This is a genomic window from Leptolyngbya sp. FACHB-8, assembly GCF_014695575.1.
GTDB lineage: Bacteria > Cyanobacteriota > Cyanobacteriia > Elainellales > Elainellaceae > Vacuolonema.
Window position 1 is genome coordinate 1 of record NZ_JACJOO010000064.1, and the last position, 20,334, is coordinate 20,334.

Below are 20,334 nucleotides of genomic sequence, written 5' to 3' on the forward strand. Positions count from 1 at the left end.
TCAGATCACGCAGGGGATGTTTTTGGCGACGGGTCATAGCAGGGCACCCAAGGGTTCCCTACTATCTTGACAGCCGCCTATAAAAAATGGCGATATTCGAGTCAAATGACCCACTAGTTTGCTCAATCTATGGAGAAACGTTCGAAGAGGGCCGCCAGAATTGTATTGGAGAGTAAAAACCCCTCTGGATCGCTCAGGCGCACCTGTTCTAGCTGAGGACGTTCAACCCAGCCTGCCCCTTCATAAGGGGTCAGAGTTTTCAGGATGAGCGCCACAACTTCATCGCCAAACTCTTGTTTTAAGGTCGTCAAATTAATTCCATCGGCTAATCGCAGCCCTAGCATCAGGGCATCGAGCAGGCGATCGCCTGTCGTTGCTACAGCCGCATCCACCACCATTCCTTCCTGTAACCAGTCGTAGTAGGACTGCCGAGTGCGGGGGCGTGTGAACCGTTGCCCCCCTACGTAGCTGGCGGCTCCCATGCCAAAGCCGTAATAGGGACGGTTCTCCCAATACACTCGGTTGTGGCGACAGGCATAGCCCGGTTGAGCATAATTGGAGATTTCGTAATGCTCATACCCCGCAGCCGTTAAAAGGTGCTGAGCCAAACGGTACATTTGGGCGGCAGTTTCCTCAGGAGGCAGAGGGCCTTCGCCAGGTCGATATTGACGAGCAAAGGCCGTGCCCGGTTCTACGATCAGGTCATAGACAGAAAGATGGGTGGGACTGAGGGCGATCGCTCGTCGCAGCGACTCTTCCCACTGCTCCAGGGTTTGTTGCGGCAACCCTGAAATCAAATCGATACCGACATTCTTAATTCCAGCCTGACGCACCAGATCCAGGGCTACAGGAATATCTTCAGGCTGATGGGTTCGCCCACAGACTTGCAGAAGCTCTGCTTGAAAAGCTTGTACACCAAGGCTTACTCGATTCACCCCGGCAGCCTCATACCCTTCGACATGGGTTCGATCAAAGGTGCCCGGATCCATCTCCATGGAGATTTCTGCGCCAGGAGCAATGCCAAATTTCTGTTGCAGGGTGTTCAGAATGGTTTCCAGTTGGGCGATTGCCAACAGAGAAGGGGTCCCTCCTCCAAAGAAAATGGTTTCCAGGGGCGGCCCCGCCACCGAAGTTTGCTGGATCTCCTGACAGAGGTGAGTGACGTATTCAGCGATCGCGCCTGAATTTTCGCCGCGACGTGTATCACCGACAACAGAGATCGGGAAGTCACAGTAGAAACACCGCCGTCGACAGAAGGGAATGTGAATGTAGGCAGCGTTCACAGGAGCAAAATTGGCTTCTGGCACAGCACTTCCGGGCGTAGATGCTATGGTTATTTCAACTCTTTTAGAACTCATAAATCGAGGATATTCAATAGCCTGCCGGTCAATCGAGGGGAGACGCAATGGATATAATGAGGCTGTATATATTGGCTATCTCAGCGGTGTTCGGTCTGGTCGCAGCTGATATTCTGATTTTTAAAACTCAGGTTATCGCCCTTTTTTATGAAATTGCCTTATGCTCCCCACAGCCTGGAGCCCAGGCCTAGACAAACCCCAGCTTAAACCTATGCTAGATGCTCTCATTATCATTTCATTCATGCTAGCAGGGGCAGGAATCGGCTTTTACAGTGTCGATTTTCTCCCCTCCGAGACGCTGCGTCAGGTTTCTAATGTAGAAGGGCTTAGCTCAGTCATTGCTGGGTTTGGCGGGCTGATCGGATTGGCGCTAGGATTGATGGCTCAAACGAGCTATCGCCGGTTGGAGCAACAGATCAAGGTGATGCCCATCGATCAGCTCTTAAGCCGCTCTATTGGGTTGGTGCTGGGCTTGCTCATCGCTAACTTAATGCTAGCTCCAATCTTTCTGTTGCCGATTCCCCCAGATTTTGCCTTTATCAAACCCCTGACGGCGGTACTGGGAAGTGTCGTCTTTGCCGTATCTGGAATGAACTTAGCGGGGGCAAATGGGCGATCGCTCCTACGCCTACTCAACCCTAACTCTGTCGAAACCCTGCTGGTTGCGGAAGGAACCCTTAAGTCAGCCTCGGCGAAAATCCTTGACACCAGCTGCATTATTGATGGTCGCATCGAAGATATTCTGAGCACGGGTTTTCTTGAAGGACAGGTGTTAGTACCGCAGTTTGTGTTGCAAGAGTTGCAGCAGTTAGCTGATGCCTCCAACGATCAAAAGCGTATCCGAGGGCGGCGTGGTCTGGATATTTTGAATCGGTTGAACGAAACCTATCCCGAGCGCCTGGTCATTCACCCAGCGGATTACGATGATGTCAGCACGGTAGATGCCAAACTCGTACGGTTGGCCCAAGACATTAATGGCACCCTCCTGACCAATGATTACAACCTGAATAAGGTTGCGAGTTTGCAAGCAGTTACCGTCCTCAACATTAACGACCTGGCCCAGGCTATTCGTCCAACCTATGTGCCGGGTGATAGCCTTGATTTGAAAATTCTTAAGCCGGGAAAGGAAGCCGACCAGGGAGTTGGCTATTTGAATGATGGCACTATGGTGGTGGTGGAGACGGGCGATCGCTACATTGGCGAGTCTATTAGTGTTGTCGTGACGGGCGCACTCCAAACCTCTGCCGGACGCATGATTTTTGCCCGGCCTCAAAACTCCGAGCAAGATAGTAGCCAGAGTTCTACGGTATCTCAGCGCTAACGACAGATATGATTTTGCTCTAGAACTGTCATGGTAAAAGAGGGGGCACTGGTGCCCCCTCTTTTACCATGACAGGAGGTAAATATATTCCATGACACGACAACGGGAAAAGGTATGCGATCGCTGCCAAAACAGTGCGCCCGTTCTCTACCGTGCTCAAATTGATGACACCGAACGCTGGGTCTTTATCTGCGACGCCTGTTATTCGGATGTCAGCCAGAATAATCCACATTACATCTATGGTGGTACCTGGAAGGCACAAAAGAAAAAGTAGTTTTTCCTCGCCATAGCCCCCTAACCCAAAAAGGGCTGCCATATTAACGTTGTGTGCAACTTTGAAATCCACCGCACACAACATTCATAAAGCAATTTTGATGAAAATTACTCTTATTGCCATGACCATCGATAGATGCAATTAATGAGTAATTTCGGTGAAGTGGAATATAGAACTGGCATACAAGTGGAAAGCTAAATCATCGAAGCATTTGTGAATAGCTCTGGTTAAATCTTAGATTCGGTTTGACTAAGCATCAAGTTCGTAGAAATTACAACGGATAAACCAGGAGATGTAATGGAAAACGCAACACCCAACGACAATTCTTCCCCTAATCAGGATTCATCCCAGGAAGCAAATCAGAAGCGTTCTGACAGTGTGGATGAACGCGTTGTTGATCCCATGGACTTGGTTTATAAGGGTGGGTTTGAAGGCAACCCCCGGGATATTGTCGAAAACCCAGCAGTAGCTCCGCAAATGTTGGAAAGCCCAACGATTGATGCAAGGGCTAGTCTCATGACTCGTGACCAAGATGAGGATGAATAGGCCCGATGTCTGGAGCCCGTAACCTGGGGTTGGTAGCAACGTAATTGTAATTATTCCAGGAAACGGTTAGTACAGAGAAAAGGAGGTATATCAATGGTGAACTTGGGAGCATGGTTAGCCGTTTTATTATCTCTCATTGGAATCTGGGCGCTGGCTAACTGGCTAGTCTAGATAACCGCAGCTCAGAAATTAGTTAAAGAGGTAATCTTCTGTACTCTTTGGGTATGGAAGATTACCTCTTTTTATCTCCAAAGGGGGGCACCTGAGCTAGCTAAATTTTGTAGATTTGAAGGTGTGAAGAGCTCTTCCGTTCAAAATACTAGCTTCAAAATAGCGATCAGTAGCTAACTAAGTAAGGGAGAACTTTACTATGGGTATTTTAGCCTGGATTGTCTTAGGTCTATTGGCTGGTGCGATCGCCAAAGCAATCTACCCCGGTTATCAAGATAGCAGTATCCTGGGAACCATGCTCCTGGGTATTGTTGGAGCCTTCATTGGTGGCACCTTATACACACTATTAACCACAGGTTCGCTTGTCCTAGCAGGGGTTGGTTTTAGCTTTGCTGGGTTAGCCATTGCTGTTATCGGTGCCGTCATTGCTTTGTGGTTATATTATGCCTTCATGAGACGGAGAGTTTATTAGGACCTTCAAAGGTTGTTTTTCGTGCGCGCAGCACACGAAAAACAACCCTTCTGGTCAGCTTTAAAACATGTCCTAAAACTCGATCAGCCGTAAAGAAGAAATATAAATATGAGAAGTGCGCGGTGTTTTCCACCACGCACTTCTCATATTTATATTCATCAACGAGTTGTATATAGCAATGTGCAAGTGCGTTAAGTATAACAACGGTGGTGTGGGGCACTTCGTGCCCCACACCACCGTACTTAATCAACATGCACAGCGCTATATTAGAGGCTGCTTTGAAGGTTATTTCTTGTTGACAAAGCACACAAAAATAATCCTTCGGGTGGTGTCAGAACACACCTGAGTATGAGCAGCTTAAGAAGCGTTAGGGCGATCGCTAACAATCAGTACAAGAAGTTGATTTTATGAATATCATTGAAACCCTGAAAGGTCTCCCTGGATGGCTTAAGGTTTGGATTCTGTTTCCTTTTGCCTTTCTCAATGGCTGGTTGTTGTTACTGTTATTGGATTATCTGCGGCCGTTTATAGATGTTCTGATTTCAGCCGCCATTTCTGCATTTCTTCTCAACTTACCGGCTCATTTTTTACAAGACCGAGGGGTTTCTAGAGGGACAGCGATCGCCATCGTACTGATGACAACCCTACTCGTCGTGGGTGGTACTGCCCTAACGGTCGGCCCCTTACTTCTTGAACAGTCCAGCAACCTGGTTAGCAACCTTCCCGAACTGGTAGATTCAGGCAATCTGCAGCTAGAACGGGCACGAGAATTTGTGGTTGAGCGCCACTTACCCATCAATCTGCCTAACTTATTAGATCAGGTGGTTAGCCAATTGGGGCAGGTATTCCAGCTCGCCGGCAATCAGGTCATAACGGTTGTCACCACAACGATTAACAGTCTGGTCAACATCCTGTTCTTTTTGGTGCTGCTAATCTTCATGCTGATTGGGGGAGAAAGTGCTTGGGACGGTATCTTTAGCTGGATTCCATTTCCCTGGAATGAAACGCTACAAGCTTCCATTCAAAAGACGTTTCTCCGGTATTTTGGTACGCAAGCCATCCTCGCCGGTGTTCTAAGTGTGGCGCAGACTTTTGGATTAGTATTTTGGGATGTCCCCTATGCTATTCTCTTTGGTTTTGTCATTGGCATAAGCACAATCATTCCTTATGCGGGGGTCATAACTATTTCACTTGTGAGTCTGATCGTAGCGTTGCAAGACTTTAGCCAGGGTATTCGTGTACTCATTACAGCAATCGTCATTGGTCAAATTAATGACATCCTGATTTCCCCCCGTTTAATGGGTGGAAGCATTGGACTCAATCCAATTTGGCTGATTGCAGCGCTATTTCTGGGAGGAAAAGTCGGTGGCGTTTTAGGGTTAATCGTGGCGGTTCCCGTGGCTAGCGTGATCAAAAGTACAGTGGATCAATTGCGATCGCCCGATACTTTGCCAACGACTCCCGCGGCTACCCCCACAGCCCAATTAGCCGTAAGTGGCAGTAATATCAAACCTGATTAGACCTCCTGCATGAATCGATTTCTAAGAGCGTGAATCGTTGTGCGGCTGCGCCGCGCAACGATTCACGCAGGACGTCTTTGCGATGCAGACGGATTCTGTATGAAAGCAAAGTTGTAGGCCAGGTCTACTCAGAAAGTGGATAATAAACCCTGTATTTATACGTTAAGTCTTGTGCTGCTCCTTCTATAGGAATGAGCCCCGACTCAACCAATTCTCTTTGTGACAGGACATCCCATGACCATTCCATTCCCTCTGAAAGGATTCCGCCTGGTGGCCGTGGTTGCGATCGTGTTCTGGGTGTTCTGCTGCGTCTTTGCCCTGCAACGGTATTTCAACTTCTACCCCACCTATGTTGCCTTTGACCAGGGAATTTTCAATCAGGTTTTTTGGAATAACCTGCATGGACGATGGTTTGAAAGTTCTCTCTCCTCCACCGAATCTATCAATGTGATGGATGGAGATGCCCCCGATGTTGTCTACCGCCGTTTAGGGCAACACTTTACCCCTGCCCTGCTGGTGTGGCTGCCTTTTTACGCCCTGTTTCAATCCCCAGCGGGGCTCTCAATCCTACAAATTACCCTGACAACAGCAGCAGGGTTGGTGCTATATGCTCTAGCGCGGCACTACCATCCTCCCCTATTGTCAGCCTTTATTGCTATTAGCTTTTATTGTGCGAATGCAGTGCTCGGTCCAACCCTGGCAAACTTTCACGACATCTCTCAACTGCCGCTTTACCTGTTTGGTGCGTTTTGGGCATTGGAGAAACGCAAGTGGTGGCTGTTTTGGAGCCTCGCTGGGCTCACATTGCTGGTACGGGAAGATGCCGGAATTGGACTGTTTGGGATTGGTATGTATCTGGTGCTGAGCCGCCGTCAACCCGTGGTTGGGGCAGTTCTGGGAGTTCTCAGTGTTGGCTACATCGTATTCGTGACCAATGTGATGATGCCGCTGTTTTCAGAGGACATTTCGCGGCGGTTCATGGTGGAGCAGTTTGGGCAATTTATTGATGATCAGGAGGCATCAACGCTGGAAGTGTTGTGGGCGATCGTTCGCCAACCTCATATCTTCTTGCGCGAGCTCTTCAGCCCCCTCGATCGCACTATCAGCTACTTACTGGGGCAATGGCTCCCCCTGGCCTTTGTGCCCGTACTGTCTCCCGCCACCTGGCTGCTCACAGCATTTCCCCTGCTCAAAATCTTGATGCAAAAAGACCCGGATGCCCTGTCGCTGCATGTTCGGTATGCGCTGTCACTGGTGCCAGGTCTCTTCTATGGCTCAATTCTATGGTGGGCTCAGCATCCTCTCCAATTCCAACCCCGTATCCAAAATTTCTGGAAGGTTTGCATTGGTTTAGCTCTGGTGTTGACGATCGCCTCCAATCCCAACCGCGCCCTGTCGATTGTCATCCCTGATTCCATCCAACCCTGGGTTTATGCCTCCCCCGCTCAGCAGGTGCAACACGCCCAGGCTATTCGTACGTTAATGAAAGAAATTCCCCCGGATGCCAGCGTGTCAGCCACCAGCTTTATCGTGGCCCATTTATCAAACCGACGGTCCGTGGTGCGCTATCCAGAAATCCGCATTCGTGAGGACGATCGCCAGGTACGCCAGGTGGAATTTCTGATCATAGACCTCTGGTATCCCCGACTCTTTGGGGCGGTTTTTGACGATGAACAGCGCACCCTGGAAGGAATGGAACGTCGTATGACGATGTGGTTAACCAAGGGTAACTTTGGGCTGGTTGGCTTCCAGGATGGCGTAGCCTTGATGCGATCGCGAACCCCTTCCAACCCCACAGCGTTACAAGCATGGGAAGCTTTCCGCCAAACCATTCCCAAAGGGTAAGCGTGCTTCCGTTTAGGAATGGCGCAAGCCCGCCAGTATGCTGAGGCGTAAATATATCACCTATTTTTCTGTGAGAGTGCTTCGCACCCCCACAGAAAAATAGGTGACGAACTTAGGCCGTAGCCTACGAGGATGTTACGCGCTCAATCAACGCCTGAATACGCTTGTAGTGTGCCCCTTTCCAGTAGACCCGATGGCAACTCTGGCACTGGGAAAACTCATCGTATAGCACTCGGGTGTAGTAAGGAATTTGATCAACAATCGTCGCCTTTTCAACCTGCACCAAATCGCCATTGCAATAGGGGCACCGTTGCAGAGGGGCGATCGCCCTATGTAATCCAAACCGTTGCAAAACCTCTACAGTTTGAGTTTCGGGATCTGACGATCGCACTGCATAGCCGTAGGTCACAATGCTTCGCTTGAGTAGCCCGCGATCCTGGGTCAGGAGCATACGCTGCTCCTGGCTGGAGATTTGGGCCAGTTCATCGTCGCTATAATCATTTCGGTAAAGCACATCGAAACCCAGCAACCTTAGATAGGTTGCCAGTTTACCCAAATGCACATCCAGCACAAACCGCATCGGAGATAACGGCACAGGTCGTACTTGAGAGGTAATAGCGATATCCAGGCTATTAAATGCCGGGTAGACACTAATGCAATCGCTCGGCTGCACGAGATAATCGAAGCTAACAGATTCTCCATTAACGACAATCAGATCAATTTCTGGATGGGGAACACCCAGAGCTTCGATCGCATCTTTGATAGAACCCCGATCTTTGATATAACCCGAAAACTTCAACTGCTGGCGAAAGGGTGGCAGAAAATCATTCAGGCTGCCATAAAAGCGAAAAAAGGCATGAGGCATAGAAGCAGCATTCGACATTACTCCGATTGTGCCAATCCTCGTTCTAAATGGGGGGCGATCGCATCTTTCGCAGGGCACCTGCCACGCCAAATGCCTTTTTGTTGTGTGTGGTGTGCGAAGCGCGCCACACACAACAAAAAGGCGTAAACTCTGTGTTTCCCAACCGAATTTGATATAGCACTTTGCGCGTTGATTCAGGACGTGGTGCAGTGCGCTTCGCGCACTGCACCATCAATTTTTGTACTTAACGCAGTTGCACGCCGCTACATAACGTACGTGAAGTAAAAAATTATAAAGCTCATGTGCCTCTCATGACTGAAAGGGGAAACCTAAAAGACAACCTTGTCTCTGGACGGGGTTACTGAATTATCGGTAAGCCTATGATCCGTTTTGCTCGCTTGATGATAATGGCCTGTCTGGTCGTGGTTGGTGTCATGCTGCTGGGCCTGAGATTACCCGTGGCTGTAGCCCAATCTAACTGTTCTCCCGCATACCCCGACGTGTGCATCCCACCGCCACCCCCCGATCTAGATTGTGGGGAAATCACCCACCGCAACTTCCGAGTGTTGGCACCCGACCCCCATCGATTTGATGGCGATAAAGATGGCATTGGCTGCGAAGCACAATAGTACGATGTAAGCCAGCTCACGCCTTACATCAAAACCTGATACTAGCGATCGTGCATTGAATACCTGTAATTCCTTTGAAGGAATTACAGGTTGTTTTATTTGTGATGCTAAGGCGCAAAAACGAACCTATTAAGAGATAGCCGTGCGCAGCAGCCATCGCCGCCAAACAGATGGGTTCCGCCACTTGGTAATAAAGCGTGCTTTAAAGCTGTGTTAAAAGCCATTGTTCTGTACACGAGGCTTACGAAACAATGGCTTTTAACATAGGCTCTGAAACCCCGGTTTCGCCATCGATTCATTACGGCACAATCAGACTTCTCAGTTTTGTCATTGACAATCCTCTAAACAGTTTTTCTGAAACCTTTGATTTTGCTGACACGCAAAATTAAGGGCTTCAGAAAAACTGTTTGAACTCATGATTAGACCTCCTGCGTGAATTGTTGCGCGGCGGAGCCGCGCAACAATTCACGCAGGAGGTCTATTGAAGAAAAACTCAGATTACGTAAGTTCTGTTCGGGAATGTGTAGTATTCCGTGTAGCGTTCCTGAAATTGTATGAAATCCCGCTCAATTGCCCCTTATTGGGCTGCGCTCCTGTCACTGGCTGCCCTCATCCCCACAGCGGCCTCAGCACAAACCACAACCGATTATCAACAAGACCTTGCCCTCCCTGTTTATCGCAGCGAGGGACAATGCCCCAGCACTGTGCGGTTGTGGACCAATGCCCACCCTTACGAGGGTGGAGCCGAGCACACCGTTATCGTAAACACGAAAGATTTTGCCGGAGACAGCTTTTTCGTAGATAGTAGCGATCGCCACGTCATCTTCGCGGCTCCCCTCGCCACTTCCTACCGCAACTGCGTCGGCTGGGTCACCGCCCCTGACAATCCGGAATACAACATTTGGCTGCAATTTGGCCATGTTTATATGCGCTTTGACCTGGAACGCCTGGCAGGTACAGGATCGGTCGCCGCGATTACCTATCAAAATGTATTGAACGGCCAGCCTTATATGCAATGGCAGCGGGCAGATTAGTCCCTGCCTCAGAATCCTGAACTAAACCCTGGAAGCCCTATTTTTCGTGCAATGTACGCACAAAACATAGGGCTTCCAGGGTCTGTTTCTAGAGCAGGTTGCTGCAGATTGCTGTAGATTGCTGTAGATTGCGGTCACCCCAATCTGTACAGCATCAGTACTCAATAACAGTCACTCAACCGGGTTTCATATCAGACCCTATCGGGGGATTTTTCAGAATTGAAGTTGACGCATGATTCGTGAAAATAGCTAGGCGATCGCCCAGGCCACATTTCGCGTCCTCAAACTATGCTCAACCCCATACAGACCGTGTGGAGCCCAGAAGAAAACATATTACGGACCCACATTGCAGGCATTGTTAACCACGAACAAGTTGAAGAATGGAAACAAACTCTGGAACGGGAAAGCCGTAAAATCCCTAACCATCTCAGCTTCAGTATGTTGGTGGATATTCAAGGGTATGAAGTCAGTGAACAAGACCCTGCAGTTCACCAGCAACAGCGGGTCATCATTCCTACATTTCTAGCGCGACATGGTTTTGAAGTGGGCTTTTTTCGTCTCTTTGACATTCAAAACACCATTCCGCCCGATCCTGATCGCGCCTGTTGCACTGTGGTTGCCTATGTTCACCACGATTGCAACAAGATGGCCCTTTACAACCAGAATCTTGGGCGAGCGGTAGAACGCTTTTTCTGTCGTCTTTCTGAAGCAGAAGTATGGCTTCAGCAAAACACGTCTCATGTTGCTGTGTGAATCTTCCTTCGAGTGGCGATTTTGTAACAAGCAGAAGTTCTGGCATTGGGCGCACACGCCTATTTATTTCCCATACCCACTACCAAACTAGCAACGATGAAACGTATCTGCGTCTACTGCGGTTCTAATTTTGGCGATCGCCCTGCCTACCTCCAAGCAGCAAAGGAGTTGGGAATAGCGCTGGCAGACCGTGACATGACCCTGGTCTACGGTGGAGGACGAGTTGGATTAATGGGGGCGATCGCAGATGCCACTCTAGCCGCTGGTGGGCAGGTGATTGGCATCATTCCCCAGGCTTTATTTGATAAAGAACTGGCCCATACGGGCTTAACGGATTTGCATATTGTCGGCTCAATGCACGAACGCAAATCCCTCATGGCAGAGCTGTCAGATGCCTTTATTGCCATGCCCGGTGGATTGGGAACTTTTGAAGAATTTTTTGAAATCGCTACCTGGACACAACTCGGCTTTCATAAAAAAGCCTGTGGGCTGCTCAACATCGAGGGGTTCTATAGCGAGCTCCTTTCCTTTCTCAACCATGCAACGAATGAAGGGTTTATTCGCTCTGAGCATCGCAGCATTGTGCTGACCGACGAAGACCCAGCAACCCTGATTGAGAAGTTGCGCCATTTTGAAGTTCCAAATGTGCAGAAGTGGATTGAGCGCAGTCAACGGTAATGATTAACGGCAATCATGGATATTAACTGAAGCGAATGCCAGTAGGATGAATCCTGGTTACTGCTGTAGTTCACCATGAAGTTTTCTCGTTCGGTTTCGGTTGCTCTACTCCACTACATCATGCTGGCCTTAATTATGCTGGTGGGTTTGGGGTTGCGGTTCTGGCATCTGGCTGATAAACCGCTGTGGCTCGATGAAACCATTACAGCAGTGTTTGCCATGGGACGGGATTATCAGGAAGTACCGACCGGGGAATTTGTGGGATTGGAGGCGATCGCCCAATTCTTCACCCTCAATCCTGAGACGACCTGTCCAACCATTGCCCAACGCCTGATTCGCGACTCCAGCCATCCCCCGTTGTTCTTCTGCCTGCTGCACCAATGGCTGGTATGGCTTCAGCCCAATGCGGAGAACTGGATTTGGGGATTGCGATCGCTTCCAGCCCTATTTGGCACAGGGGCGATCGCGGCTCTCTACCTACTCAATCGCATCGCCTTTTCTCCTCCTGCGGGGTTGATGGCCGCTGCTCTGATGGCAGTCTCACCCTATGGGGTCTACCTTTCCCAGGAAGCACGGCACTATACATTACCGATTTTGCTGATTAGCCTCGCAATGCTCGGTTCCGTTCTACTCGTGCAAGATTGGCTGGCACAGCGAACCCGCGCCTGGGTATGGCTCGGGTGGTTGGGTGTTAATGTGTTGGGCTTGTACGTCCACTATTTCTTTTTACTAGCTTTAGTAGCTCAGTTGGCATCGCTCATAGGCATGTGGCTGCTATATCGGCATGCTGTACCCCCAAGAACGGGTGTAATGCTGGGGTTGGCGATCGCCCTCCTCATCCTTGGATACCTGCCCTGGATTCCGGTGTTGCTTACCCACTTCAGCCGTCCTGAAACCGAGTGGTTAGGCCTATCTTCTGGTTGGGGCTACCTGGCTCCCCTTTATCAGGGGCTCGTTGGTTGGATCATCATGCTGGTGATGTTACCTGTGGAGCGTCAGCCGTTAGCGATCGCCATCCCCCTGGGTCTGTTGATGGTCGCCTTCTTCTTTTGGGTTGCCCTGCAAGCCTTCCGTGGCTGGCGAAATTTTAGCCATCAATATCCAACCCATCCAGCCCTGTGGCTGATCACCACCACTACCTTGCTGATTTTGCTGGAATACCTGGCGATCATCTATGTTTTGGGTAAAGACCTCACCCTCGCCCCGCGCTACAATTTCGTCTACTTCCCTGGCCTCTGGGCACTATTGGCACTGGCGCTGACGCAAATTCCCCCTCAACAGATACACCTGCGCAGAGCCAGGCGTCGGTTGGGACAAGCACTCAATGCCGCTCGTTATACACCTGTCCTCGCGATCGCCGCTGGCCTGCTCAGCAGCATCCTGGTGGTTCATAGCCTTGGTTTTTACAAAAGCCCTGATCCAGAACCCGTTGCCGCACAAATTCTCGCCGGAGATCCTTGGCAAGATTCAGCACGTCAACAACCTACGGCGATCGCCTTCCACTACCCAACCCCTCAGGAACTCGCGTTAGATCTGAGTATTGCACTGCGTTTACGGGTTGCAACGCGGGCCCAAGATGGGAAAGTAGCGATCGCCTTTCTTCCCTATGAACCTAACACAGCCCCACGCTGGCAACCGCTTCCGTCCCTTCCCACCAGCATCTCCCCTCCCTTTCACTTCTGGAACTTCGCAGGCCCAAAAGCACCCACACTGCCAACAGAATTGAAAATTCCCACAGCGACTCAAACCCAAGTGAGTTGTAGCGTGAATCCAGCACAACCCAACAACCTTTTTGGTATGCCCTATCAGCGTTACCGTTGTCCCTCCTAAAATGGTCACACTCTAACGTAACTTCAGTTCGGGATAAGCTGAAGTGCTTAGGAGGTTTCTGCATAAGAATTTACCCAGAATGTTGGTGCTTTGCCCGCTTCGCGGGCAAAGCACCAACATTCTGGGGGTAATTTCATTACTGGAAATCTCCTTATTTTGGCGTGCGCTTCGCGCACGCCAAAATAAGCGTTTTCGAGTGCCGCGCGTTGCGCGGCACTCGAAAACACCCTTAACCCAAACTCAGGTTAACGTAGTGGCCGGTTTAGCTGAGAATGTTTGCTTATGGTGTTAACCTTTCGGCAAAACCCGCCCTTGCGATCGCCACGAATCGCTACAAGGACGGGCCTGAAATGTATTTTTGATGTGATGTTAAGAGACGAGCAAAACCCATCCCTACCGACGCTTACTACCCTTCGGCTCTTACAGTGCTTTGCGCTTGAACCAGCCACGGTTATTTTAGTGAGCGCTGCGGAGCACAGCGCTCACTAAAATAACTAGATTTTAAGCGCTTGAAAAGCGCTGTAAACATTGCGCAAGCGTGTTATTCGTCCATTTGCCACGGTTGTTTGTTAAATGCCTCATCCAGCACCTTTTTAGGCCGCATTACAAGCAGCAGACGACCCAAAATTGGTTGGGCAGGTGCATCTGGGAACCAGTTGACTTCCAGAGCATTTCCCTGCTGCACCAGGAAGTAGGCAAACTCGCTCCACTGGCGATCGGCCCGGTCAATTAGCACCAACACCTCTTCGTTGGCGTCGGCAATTTCCCCTGGCAACTCGTCCGTATTCATCAGTAGCGCAACCGGATCCTCCGCCGCAAACACCGACTGCCATCCCGGCAGAGCCACCCAGGCTCCTGCCCCCGAAAATTTCACCAGACGGAACGCTCCTTCCTCCTCCAGAATAGGCACCGCCTTAAAATCCTCTACAGTCAGTGGCATCTTGCCCACCACAGGTACCATCCGGGGTACCTCGCTCTCCGTTTCCAACCGATAGGTCGGCATCAGAGGAGCCTTTTTCATGCGGGTCACGGTAAAATCCGTCAGCAATTTTTCAATTTGCTGGCGAGCCGTGTCACTATCCGCAAACCGCAAGCCTAAGGCAATCAGGCGCGATCGCTCCTGCAAATCTCCCTGCTGCTTGGCCAGCTTCCAATAGTGATAGGCCACCGCATCGGCCGGGTAGGTAGGAAAGGCATCCGGCGGTGCAGATAACCGCGAAAAATCCTTCAATGCCCGGGCGACTTCCCGAGCCCCTTCTGAATCCAGGTTCTTCTCCACGACCAGCTCAGCCGCCGCAACGCGATCGCTCACCCCCAAAATCCGAAACTCATAGAGGCTATCACTCCCCGTGCGCTCAAAGCGGGTCTGAACTCCCTCAGAAACCCCCTTCTCCAGAATGGAGCGATACACCTGCGCTGCCACAATCAACTGATTCTGATGAATCGGCTCAATCCCCGTCCCTTCAAAAATCTGTTGCGGTGCATAGGCGGCCTTCTGGAGCCGCTGGCATCCATCCCCCCAATTCAGCCAGGTGCCTTCTTTACGACGCAGGGATAAGAGCACTTCCTGGGCTTCTTCCTCGCTGAGCGGTTGGGTTTGCTGAAACTCGGATGGCGTGTTGGTCATGGTGAGAAGGCGATCGCCTGAAAATTATTTGGACAGAACCGCAGAATTCTGGGTATGTAAAGCACCTGAAAACCCGGCACTCCCTCATTCTGCCTACTTCAGGACTTTTCTTCAACCCGTGCTTGACGAATCTCTAAATCTCAGGCATCATAATAAAGCACACGCGGGGCTATAGCGCAGTTGGTAGCGCATCTCAATGGCATTGAGAGGGTCAGCGGTTCGAATCCGCTTAGCTCCATTAAAACTTAAAAAACAGAGAGGGGAGGAGCAATACACCTCCCCTCTCTGTTTTTTTAAGCATTATGGGCATGGTGTATACGTCCAAAACGCTTGTTTGAAACAGGACTTATGCATTTGTGTTGTGTGTGCTTCGTACACTACACACAACACAAATGCTCTAAATATGGCGGACTTGCGTAAGTTCTGTGAAAAAGAGATTGGGCTGACCGTTAAGCAGGCTTCATCCCCGTTCTACACTGAGTGAGGACAGAACAGTCCTGGTAGTTTAGGGTCAAACTCATGGCATTGAAACGGGTTTTAGTAACGGGTGCCACTGGAAAAACGGGTTCTCTGACGCTGCAAAAGTTGCGGCAACACCCCGAGGAGTTTGAGGCGATCGGGTTTGCTCGCTCCGAGGCGAAGGTCAAGGAATTATTTGGCTCAACAGAGGGCTTTTTCCTGGGGGATATTAAGGACAAAGCTGCTTTAGAACAAGCGTTCAAAGGATGCCAGGCTCTCATCATTCTCACCAGTGCCGTTCCCCGAATGGCCGCCCCTCCCCAACCGGGAGAACGCCCCACCTTTGATTTTGAACCCGGTGGTATGCCAGAAGCGATCGACTATGAGGGTCAGCGTAACCAGATTGATGCCGCGATCGCCGCTGGGGTAGAGCAGATCGTACTGGTTGGCTCGATGGGAGGTACTCAGTTGAACCACCCCCTCAATCAACTTGGGCAGGGCAATATTCTGGTGTGGAAGCGTCGAGCAGAGGAGTACTTAATCAACTCTGGGATTGATTACACCATCATTCGAGCGGGGGGGTTACTGGATCAACCGGGCGGACTGCGGGAATTGCTGGTCAGTAAGCAGGATGTATTTTTGACCCAGGCTCCCAACGGCATTCCTCCTTCTATTCCCAGAGCCGATGTGGCAGAAGTTGCTATACAGGCCCTGCAAGAACGGGGAGCCCGAAACAAGGCCTTTGACCTGATCTCTAAACCCGCAGAAGATCCCTCTGCTTCGGTCACTAAGGATTTTGCTGCTCTGTTTGCCCAAACCTCACCTGGACTGTGATAACAAGTAAAGTTAAATGCTTATGATGGAAAGTGGCGCGGCGCTTTGCGCCGCGCCACTTTCCATCATAAGCATTTGACCCGAGATGGTATGAGGGACAAGGGATCTGTTGCCTACTGGAGGTGGGCAATTTTCGGGCTTCAAAGCCGAGAGTGTACGCCGGTCGGGTGTATGCTCTCGGCTTTGAAGCCCATAATGAGAATTGCTGTGCTGTCTTAGTTGGGTTTGCAGGCTTCTAACAGTTCTCGATAGACTACTGCCAGTTCGGGAAGTTGGTAGTGAGCATTCAGTCCACTGGGGTTGGGTAATATCCAGATTGCCGTTTCACCAATTGTCTCTGCCTGAAGTCCCATCCCTGTTTTTGGCTGGCTAAATGCTGTTCGATAAGCACTCACCCCTAACACGGCAAGAACCCGTGGTTTGTAATGCAGCACCTTCTCCGTAAGCTGCCGCTGCCCCGTTCGCAAATCTTCCAATGTCAATTCATCGGCTCTTGCCGTGGCGGGGTCAGCAATATTGGTAATGCCATAACCCAACTTCAGCAAATCGCCATCCTCTGCGGGGCTATACAGTCGGGGTGTAAAGCCTGCTGCATAAAGTGTTGGCCAGAAGCGATTTCCAGGGCGGGCAAAGTGATGTCCTACGGCGGCACTATACAGGCTGGGGTTGATGCCACAAAACAGCACTTTGAGATCCGGGGCGATAACGTCGTGCATGGTTTGGCCGATGCACGACTGAATTTCGGCTTTTGTGGGTTTTGGAGGGGCAGTCATCCGACGAGCTAACACAATAGATTCGCTAGTGACACCCTAACAAATATTGCTTGAGGAGGGCGATCGCGCCATTTCATTACTCCACCACAGTCGGAGTCTTCCGTACCCGACGAAACTGCTTCGAAAGGTCTTCGATGATGTCATCAATGCCCAGCTTTTTCCCAGACACCTTAGCTGAGTGGTAAGCCAACCGAGCAGCCGCGTAGGCTTCACTGCCTGCCAGCATCTGGGTATCTTCTAGAAGCTCTTGCAACTGGCTGACGGCTTGCAGAATTGGATTTAATGCCTCGTATAGGGCAATATCACGGCGAGCTTCTTCAACATCTAGATGGCGAGGCATTACATCGCTATGTTGAGCAGCCATATCGAGCGATCGCATGGTGAACGTTTGTGTCTTACGCCCCATTTTCGTCAGCTGACGTCGCTCCTGGGTTGATAAGCCTACCAGGAAGGGAAGCTGTTCACGAATAGTTTTGAGAGCCGTGATGATCGACTCAATCTCCTGGGGAGTTAACGTAGCATCAATCGTCTGACGTGCCATATTTGAATGGCCTGAAAGTGGAGTAGATGCACCTAGACGCGCATTCTTTGAACAATGCCTTGAATTGAGATGTTTTCAACTCCGTGCCGATACTGAAAAATTATTTCAGGCAAAAATAGGAATCCGCAAATCACGAAAAGAGAGCTAACAGATACTCCTTTTTACTGCATTGATTCTACTTTCAATTGCATTAACTCTATTTGAGATTGTATTGCATCAATTTTTAACCGCATCGACTCCAGTTCCAATTGCATTGGATCTATGGCTATCCCATCTAAACAATTTTTACCTGTATCAGCTCTATTTTTAACGACATCGATTTCATAGTGGGTCGAATCGATGGCAATCAGAACTCTATCCATGGAGTCCTAGGTAGAGCCGACAAGCTTTTTGATCGGTAAATACTCATTTTTTGTCTACTTGGGCTTCTCAAAACAGCTCATGAAACCTCACAGGAATGCAACTCCCTTGATTTATTTGCTCTTTGTATGGTTTTGAGTGTAACTTTCAATAAAATTACTTGATGACCTTAGCTCAGAACATGAGTAAGGTCAGATCACTTTAAAGTTGGAGTTAGGTTGATTCAGACTTACTGGGAGTGTGCTTGTGATACCAAAGTTGAGCGAGACAACCATTCGTCGCCACACGATTGCCCAATCCTTTGAACGGGGGCAGGTTTACTATCGCAACGGTTCCGTCTACTCATTAGTACAACGCGGCAATACACTATCTGCCAGAGTTGAAGGCAGTGAGGCGGCCCCCTACCAGGTCAATATTCACTTCGATAAAGGCGGCATAACCGGCGCAACCTGCACCTGTCCCTACGACTATGAAGGATGGTGCAAACACATCGTTGCGGCCCTCCTAACCTGTTTGCATCAGCCTGAACAGATAGAACAGCGTCCTGAGCTAATGCAACTGTTGACTTCCCTGAGCCGCGAACAATTACAAACGATTGTGCAAAATCTCGCGCAGGAGCAACCCGACTGGATGGATGCCATCGAAGCTCAGATTGTTCTGCTCACAGCCCCCAAAGCTGCATCACTCAGGAAAACAACCCGTCGCACAACCATCGATCCAAAACCTATTGAACAGCAGGTTGAACGCATTATCATGAGATACTCCGAGCAATGGAATGATGAGCCTGCCTTGGATGAAATTCGGCAGATGATGCAGAAGGCCGCTGCGTTTCTGGAACAGGACGATGGCAATAGTGCGTTGATCATTTTGGGGGCCATTACCCGCGCCTATATACAAGATTGGATGAATTTAGATGGTTCCAGTGGGAATAGTGGGGCCTTCTTTGAGGAACTGGACGATGCTTTGACTGAAGCTTTTTTGAGTGCCGAGTTATCTAACAGCGATCGCCAGCAATGGCGAAAGGATTTGCAAACTTGGCGAAAGGAGGCTGAAGATTATGGCATTGATAGTTTTGAGATGAGTCTGACAGCTTTAGAACAGGGCTGGGACTACGAGCCACTTCAGCAGGTTCTGCAAGGGGAAATTACAGAACTGGGAGCGTGGGACGATGAAGCACCGGACTTTGCTGATGGCCTGGCCCGCATTCGCCTGAAGATTTTAGAACGCCAGGGCAAATATGAGGAATACCTGCATTTTGCCGAAGCGGAAGGACAGACCGATCGCTACCTGTGGATGCTAGCCAAATTGGGACGCACGGAAGAGGCGATCGCCCAGGCCCAGCAGCAAATGAGCACGGTGGAAGAAGCAATGACATTGGCGCAGGCTCTCCGAGAACAGGGGAAACTGGAGCAAGCCCTCAGCATTGCAACTCAGGGTTTGTCCCTTGATGGATATGGCAAACATCAACTCGGCGTTTGGGCAAGTGAGCTGGCTGAGGGGATCAATCTGGATATTGCCCTAGAAACGAGAGTCATCGCGTTTCAGGCTCAGCCCTCCTTAGCAGATTATCTGAAGCTACAGGAGTTGGCAGGCGATCGCTGGCCCTCTCTACGGCAAGAATTGCTCACGGTCTTACGGCAGGACATGACGTACCAGAGTAAGAAAGCAAAAGCCGCTATTTTTGTGGAAGAAGGATTGATTGCAGATGCGATCGCCACAGTAAATCAACTCAGCTCCCATCAATCAGAGATTATTCATCCTGTGATGGATGCCGCAATTCCCCATCGGCCCGACTGGGTGCTTGAAAATGCTCGTCGTCGTGCCGAGTCCATTATGAATGAGGGAAAAGCGAAGTATTACTACCATGCAATCAACTGGTTGCATAAAGTTCGGGCTGCTTATCTTCAACTCGGACAACAGCAAGAATGGCAACGGTATCACACCGAGCTGATGCGACTTCATGCTCGTAAACTAAAGCTGATGAATATGTTGAAGCAGCGAGATTTGATGTGAATCCTATAAAAATAAACAAGGCGACGATACAATATGGCCTCATCACCTGAGTCAAAAAAGATCTCGACGCTTGCTCAAATCGCGGAACAACTTTATCAAGGCAACGATTTTAATATTACTCGCTTAACCAGCCTCAAAAGCCTGTGTGCAGATTCCTAAGGATCAAAAACAAAATAACCTGTAATTCTTTTTGTGAGAGGGGCGGCGAAGCCGCCCCTCTCACAAAAAGAATTACAGGTTATTTAATACACGATCCTAAGCATTGGAGCCTGTATCACTTTGGGAAAACCTTAGAGGAATGGCGCGACAGTCAGAAGAAGCGCCCTCAATCATCACAGAAGAAGTCGTAAGCTGGAGGTGTAGGATTCGGAGGCATTCCCTTCTTTATCTCACCCCTTGATATTAATACTCTGATATACACCCTAACCATT

General features: G+C 49.9%; 19 protein-coding genes and 1 tRNA gene. 14 read left to right on the forward strand and 6 right to left on the reverse strand.

Annotated elements, in window-relative coordinates; all coding sequences use genetic code 11:
* Positions 1–122: 122 nt before the first annotated feature.
* Positions 123–1,307, reverse strand: coding sequence for a radical SAM family heme chaperone HemW (gene hemW / locus H6F91_RS16025; RefSeq protein WP_347280046.1), 1,185 nt, complete (start codon positions 1,305–1,307; stop codon positions 123–125).
* 262 nt (positions 1,308–1,569) lie between these two features.
* Between hemW and H6F91_RS16030 the strand changes: the two genes are divergently transcribed.
* From H6F91_RS16030 to H6F91_RS16055, 6 genes are all read left to right on the forward strand, one after another.
* Positions 1,570–2,679: a PIN/TRAM domain-containing protein gene (locus H6F91_RS16030; RefSeq protein WP_190770654.1), complete on the forward strand. Its 1,110-nt coding sequence runs from the start codon at positions 1,570–1,572 to the stop codon at positions 2,677–2,679.
* 91 nt (positions 2,680–2,770) lie between these two features.
* The gene (locus H6F91_RS16035) at positions 2,771–2,953 is read left to right on the forward strand and encodes a hypothetical protein (RefSeq protein ID WP_190770655.1); all 183 of its coding nucleotides are present in this window, start codon (positions 2,771–2,773) and stop codon (positions 2,951–2,953) included.
* 297 nt (positions 2,954–3,250) lie between these two features.
* On the forward strand, positions 3,251–3,499 hold the full coding sequence (locus H6F91_RS16040; RefSeq protein WP_190770656.1) for a hypothetical protein: 249 nt from the start codon (positions 3,251–3,253) through the stop codon (positions 3,497–3,499).
* Between the two features lie 370 nt (positions 3,500–3,869).
* Complete coding sequence (locus H6F91_RS16045; protein WP_190770657.1) at positions 3,870–4,142, forward strand: GlsB/YeaQ/YmgE family stress response membrane protein; 273 nt, start codon at positions 3,870–3,872, stop codon at positions 4,140–4,142.
* Between the two features lie 407 nt (positions 4,143–4,549).
* Positions 4,550–5,662, forward strand: coding sequence for an AI-2E family transporter (locus H6F91_RS16050; RefSeq protein WP_190770658.1), 1,113 nt, complete (start codon positions 4,550–4,552; stop codon positions 5,660–5,662).
* 234 nt (positions 5,663–5,896) lie between these two features.
* Positions 5,897–7,507 carry a DUF2079 domain-containing protein gene (locus H6F91_RS16055; protein WP_190770659.1) on the forward strand — a complete coding sequence of 537 codons (1,611 nt, stop codon included), beginning with the start codon at positions 5,897–5,899 and terminating at the stop codon, positions 7,505–7,507.
* 124 nt (positions 7,508–7,631) lie between these two features.
* On the opposite strand, the gene H6F91_RS16060 is transcribed toward H6F91_RS16055, so the two are convergent.
* Positions 7,632–8,390: a Mut7-C RNAse domain-containing protein gene (locus H6F91_RS16060; protein WP_199307868.1), complete on the reverse strand. Its 759-nt coding sequence runs from the start codon at positions 8,388–8,390 to the stop codon at positions 7,632–7,634.
* A gap of 362 nt (positions 8,391–8,752) precedes the next feature.
* On the opposite strand from H6F91_RS16060, the gene H6F91_RS16065 reads away from it, so the two are divergent.
* The 5 genes from H6F91_RS16065 (at position 8,753) to H6F91_RS16085 (ending at position 13,296) form a co-directional block, all read left to right on the forward strand.
* Positions 8,753–9,001: a hypothetical protein gene (locus H6F91_RS16065; RefSeq protein WP_199307869.1), complete on the forward strand. Its 249-nt coding sequence runs from the start codon at positions 8,753–8,755 to the stop codon at positions 8,999–9,001.
* Between the two features lie 554 nt (positions 9,002–9,555).
* Positions 9,556–10,035 (forward strand): hypothetical protein, encoded by a 480-nt coding sequence (locus H6F91_RS16070; protein WP_190770660.1) that lies wholly within the window; start codon positions 9,556–9,558, stop codon positions 10,033–10,035.
* A 288-nt stretch (positions 10,036–10,323) separates the two neighbouring features.
* Positions 10,324–10,788: a hypothetical protein gene (locus H6F91_RS16075; RefSeq protein WP_190770661.1), complete on the forward strand. Its 465-nt coding sequence runs from the start codon at positions 10,324–10,326 to the stop codon at positions 10,786–10,788.
* A 96-nt stretch (positions 10,789–10,884) separates the two neighbouring features.
* Positions 10,885–11,466 carry a TIGR00730 family Rossman fold protein gene (locus H6F91_RS16080; protein ID WP_190770662.1) on the forward strand — a complete coding sequence of 194 codons (582 nt, stop codon included), beginning with the start codon at positions 10,885–10,887 and terminating at the stop codon, positions 11,464–11,466.
* A 75-nt stretch (positions 11,467–11,541) separates the two neighbouring features.
* Positions 11,542–13,296, forward strand: coding sequence for a glycosyltransferase family 39 protein (locus tag H6F91_RS16085; protein WP_190770663.1), 1,755 nt, complete (start codon positions 11,542–11,544; stop codon positions 13,294–13,296).
* Between the two features lie 541 nt (positions 13,297–13,837).
* Here H6F91_RS16085 and H6F91_RS16090 read toward each other — a convergent pair.
* The gene (locus H6F91_RS16090) at positions 13,838–14,923 is read right to left on the reverse strand and encodes a RuBisCO accumulation factor 1 (protein WP_190770664.1); all 1,086 of its coding nucleotides are present in this window, start codon (positions 14,921–14,923) and stop codon (positions 13,838–13,840) included.
* Positions 14,924–15,088: 165 nt separating this feature from the next.
* Between H6F91_RS16090 and H6F91_RS16095 the strand changes: the two genes are divergently transcribed.
* Positions 15,089–15,161 (forward strand) — tRNA-Ala (locus H6F91_RS16095).
* A gap of 281 nt (positions 15,162–15,442) precedes the next feature.
* Positions 15,443–16,216, forward strand: a complete 774-nt coding sequence (locus H6F91_RS16100; RefSeq protein WP_190770665.1) for an SDR family oxidoreductase — start codon at positions 15,443–15,445, stop codon at positions 16,214–16,216.
* A 215-nt stretch (positions 16,217–16,431) separates the two neighbouring features.
* Here the strand turns inward: H6F91_RS16100 and mug are convergent, their stop codons facing one another.
* The 3 genes from mug to H6F91_RS16115 form a co-directional block, all read right to left on the reverse strand.
* Positions 16,432–16,989 (reverse strand): G/U mismatch-specific DNA glycosylase, encoded by a 558-nt coding sequence (gene mug, locus H6F91_RS16105; protein WP_190770666.1) that lies wholly within the window; start codon positions 16,987–16,989, stop codon positions 16,432–16,434.
* Positions 16,990–17,065: 76 nt separating this feature from the next.
* Positions 17,066–17,530 (reverse strand): hypothetical protein, encoded by a 465-nt coding sequence (locus H6F91_RS16110; RefSeq protein ID WP_190770667.1) that lies wholly within the window; start codon positions 17,528–17,530, stop codon positions 17,066–17,068.
* A 161-nt stretch (positions 17,531–17,691) separates the two neighbouring features.
* Positions 17,692–17,892: a hypothetical protein gene (locus H6F91_RS16115; RefSeq protein ID WP_190770668.1), complete on the reverse strand. Its 201-nt coding sequence runs from the start codon at positions 17,890–17,892 to the stop codon at positions 17,692–17,694.
* Positions 17,893–18,136: 244 nt separating this feature from the next.
* Between H6F91_RS16115 and H6F91_RS16120 the strand changes: the two genes are divergently transcribed.
* Positions 18,137–19,903: an SWIM zinc finger family protein gene (locus tag H6F91_RS16120; RefSeq protein WP_190770669.1), complete on the forward strand. Its 1,767-nt coding sequence runs from the start codon at positions 18,137–18,139 to the stop codon at positions 19,901–19,903.
* The last annotated feature ends 431 nt before the right edge of the window (positions 19,904–20,334 follow it).

Coding starts and splice junctions, on each gene's coding strand:
- mug (WP_190770666.1), bottom strand. CDS start 16,989: ATGACTGCCCCTCCAAAACCCACAAAAGCCGAAATTCAGTCGTGCATC.
- H6F91_RS16035 (WP_190770655.1), top strand. CDS start 2,771: ATGACACGACAACGGGAAAAGGTATGCGATCGCTGCCAAAACAGTGCG.
- H6F91_RS16100 (WP_190770665.1), top strand. CDS start 15,443: ATGGCATTGAAACGGGTTTTAGTAACGGGTGCCACTGGAAAAACGGGT.
- H6F91_RS16070 (WP_190770660.1), top strand. CDS start 9,556: ATGAAATCCCGCTCAATTGCCCCTTATTGGGCTGCGCTCCTGTCACTG.
- H6F91_RS16040 (WP_190770656.1), top strand. CDS start 3,251: ATGGAAAACGCAACACCCAACGACAATTCTTCCCCTAATCAGGATTCA.
- H6F91_RS16090 (WP_190770664.1), bottom strand. CDS start 14,923: ATGACCAACACGCCATCCGAGTTTCAGCAAACCCAACCGCTCAGCGAG.
- H6F91_RS16085 (WP_190770663.1), top strand. CDS start 11,542: ATGAAGTTTTCTCGTTCGGTTTCGGTTGCTCTACTCCACTACATCATG.
- H6F91_RS16045 (WP_190770657.1), top strand. CDS start 3,870: ATGGGTATTTTAGCCTGGATTGTCTTAGGTCTATTGGCTGGTGCGATC.
- H6F91_RS16050 (WP_190770658.1), top strand. CDS start 4,550: ATGAATATCATTGAAACCCTGAAAGGTCTCCCTGGATGGCTTAAGGTT.
- H6F91_RS16115 (WP_190770668.1), bottom strand. CDS start 17,892: ATGGATAGAGTTCTGATTGCCATCGATTCGACCCACTATGAAATCGAT.
- H6F91_RS16065 (WP_199307869.1), top strand. CDS start 8,753: ATGATCCGTTTTGCTCGCTTGATGATAATGGCCTGTCTGGTCGTGGTT.
- H6F91_RS16030 (WP_190770654.1), top strand. CDS start 1,570: ATGCTAGATGCTCTCATTATCATTTCATTCATGCTAGCAGGGGCAGGA.
- H6F91_RS16080 (WP_190770662.1), top strand. CDS start 10,885: ATGAAACGTATCTGCGTCTACTGCGGTTCTAATTTTGGCGATCGCCCT.
- H6F91_RS16075 (WP_190770661.1), top strand. CDS start 10,324: ATGCTCAACCCCATACAGACCGTGTGGAGCCCAGAAGAAAACATATTA.
- H6F91_RS16055 (WP_190770659.1), top strand. CDS start 5,897: ATGACCATTCCATTCCCTCTGAAAGGATTCCGCCTGGTGGCCGTGGTT.
- H6F91_RS16110 (WP_190770667.1), bottom strand. CDS start 17,530: ATGGCACGTCAGACGATTGATGCTACGTTAACTCCCCAGGAGATTGAG.
- H6F91_RS16060 (WP_199307868.1), bottom strand. CDS start 8,390: ATGTCGAATGCTGCTTCTATGCCTCATGCCTTTTTTCGCTTTTATGGC.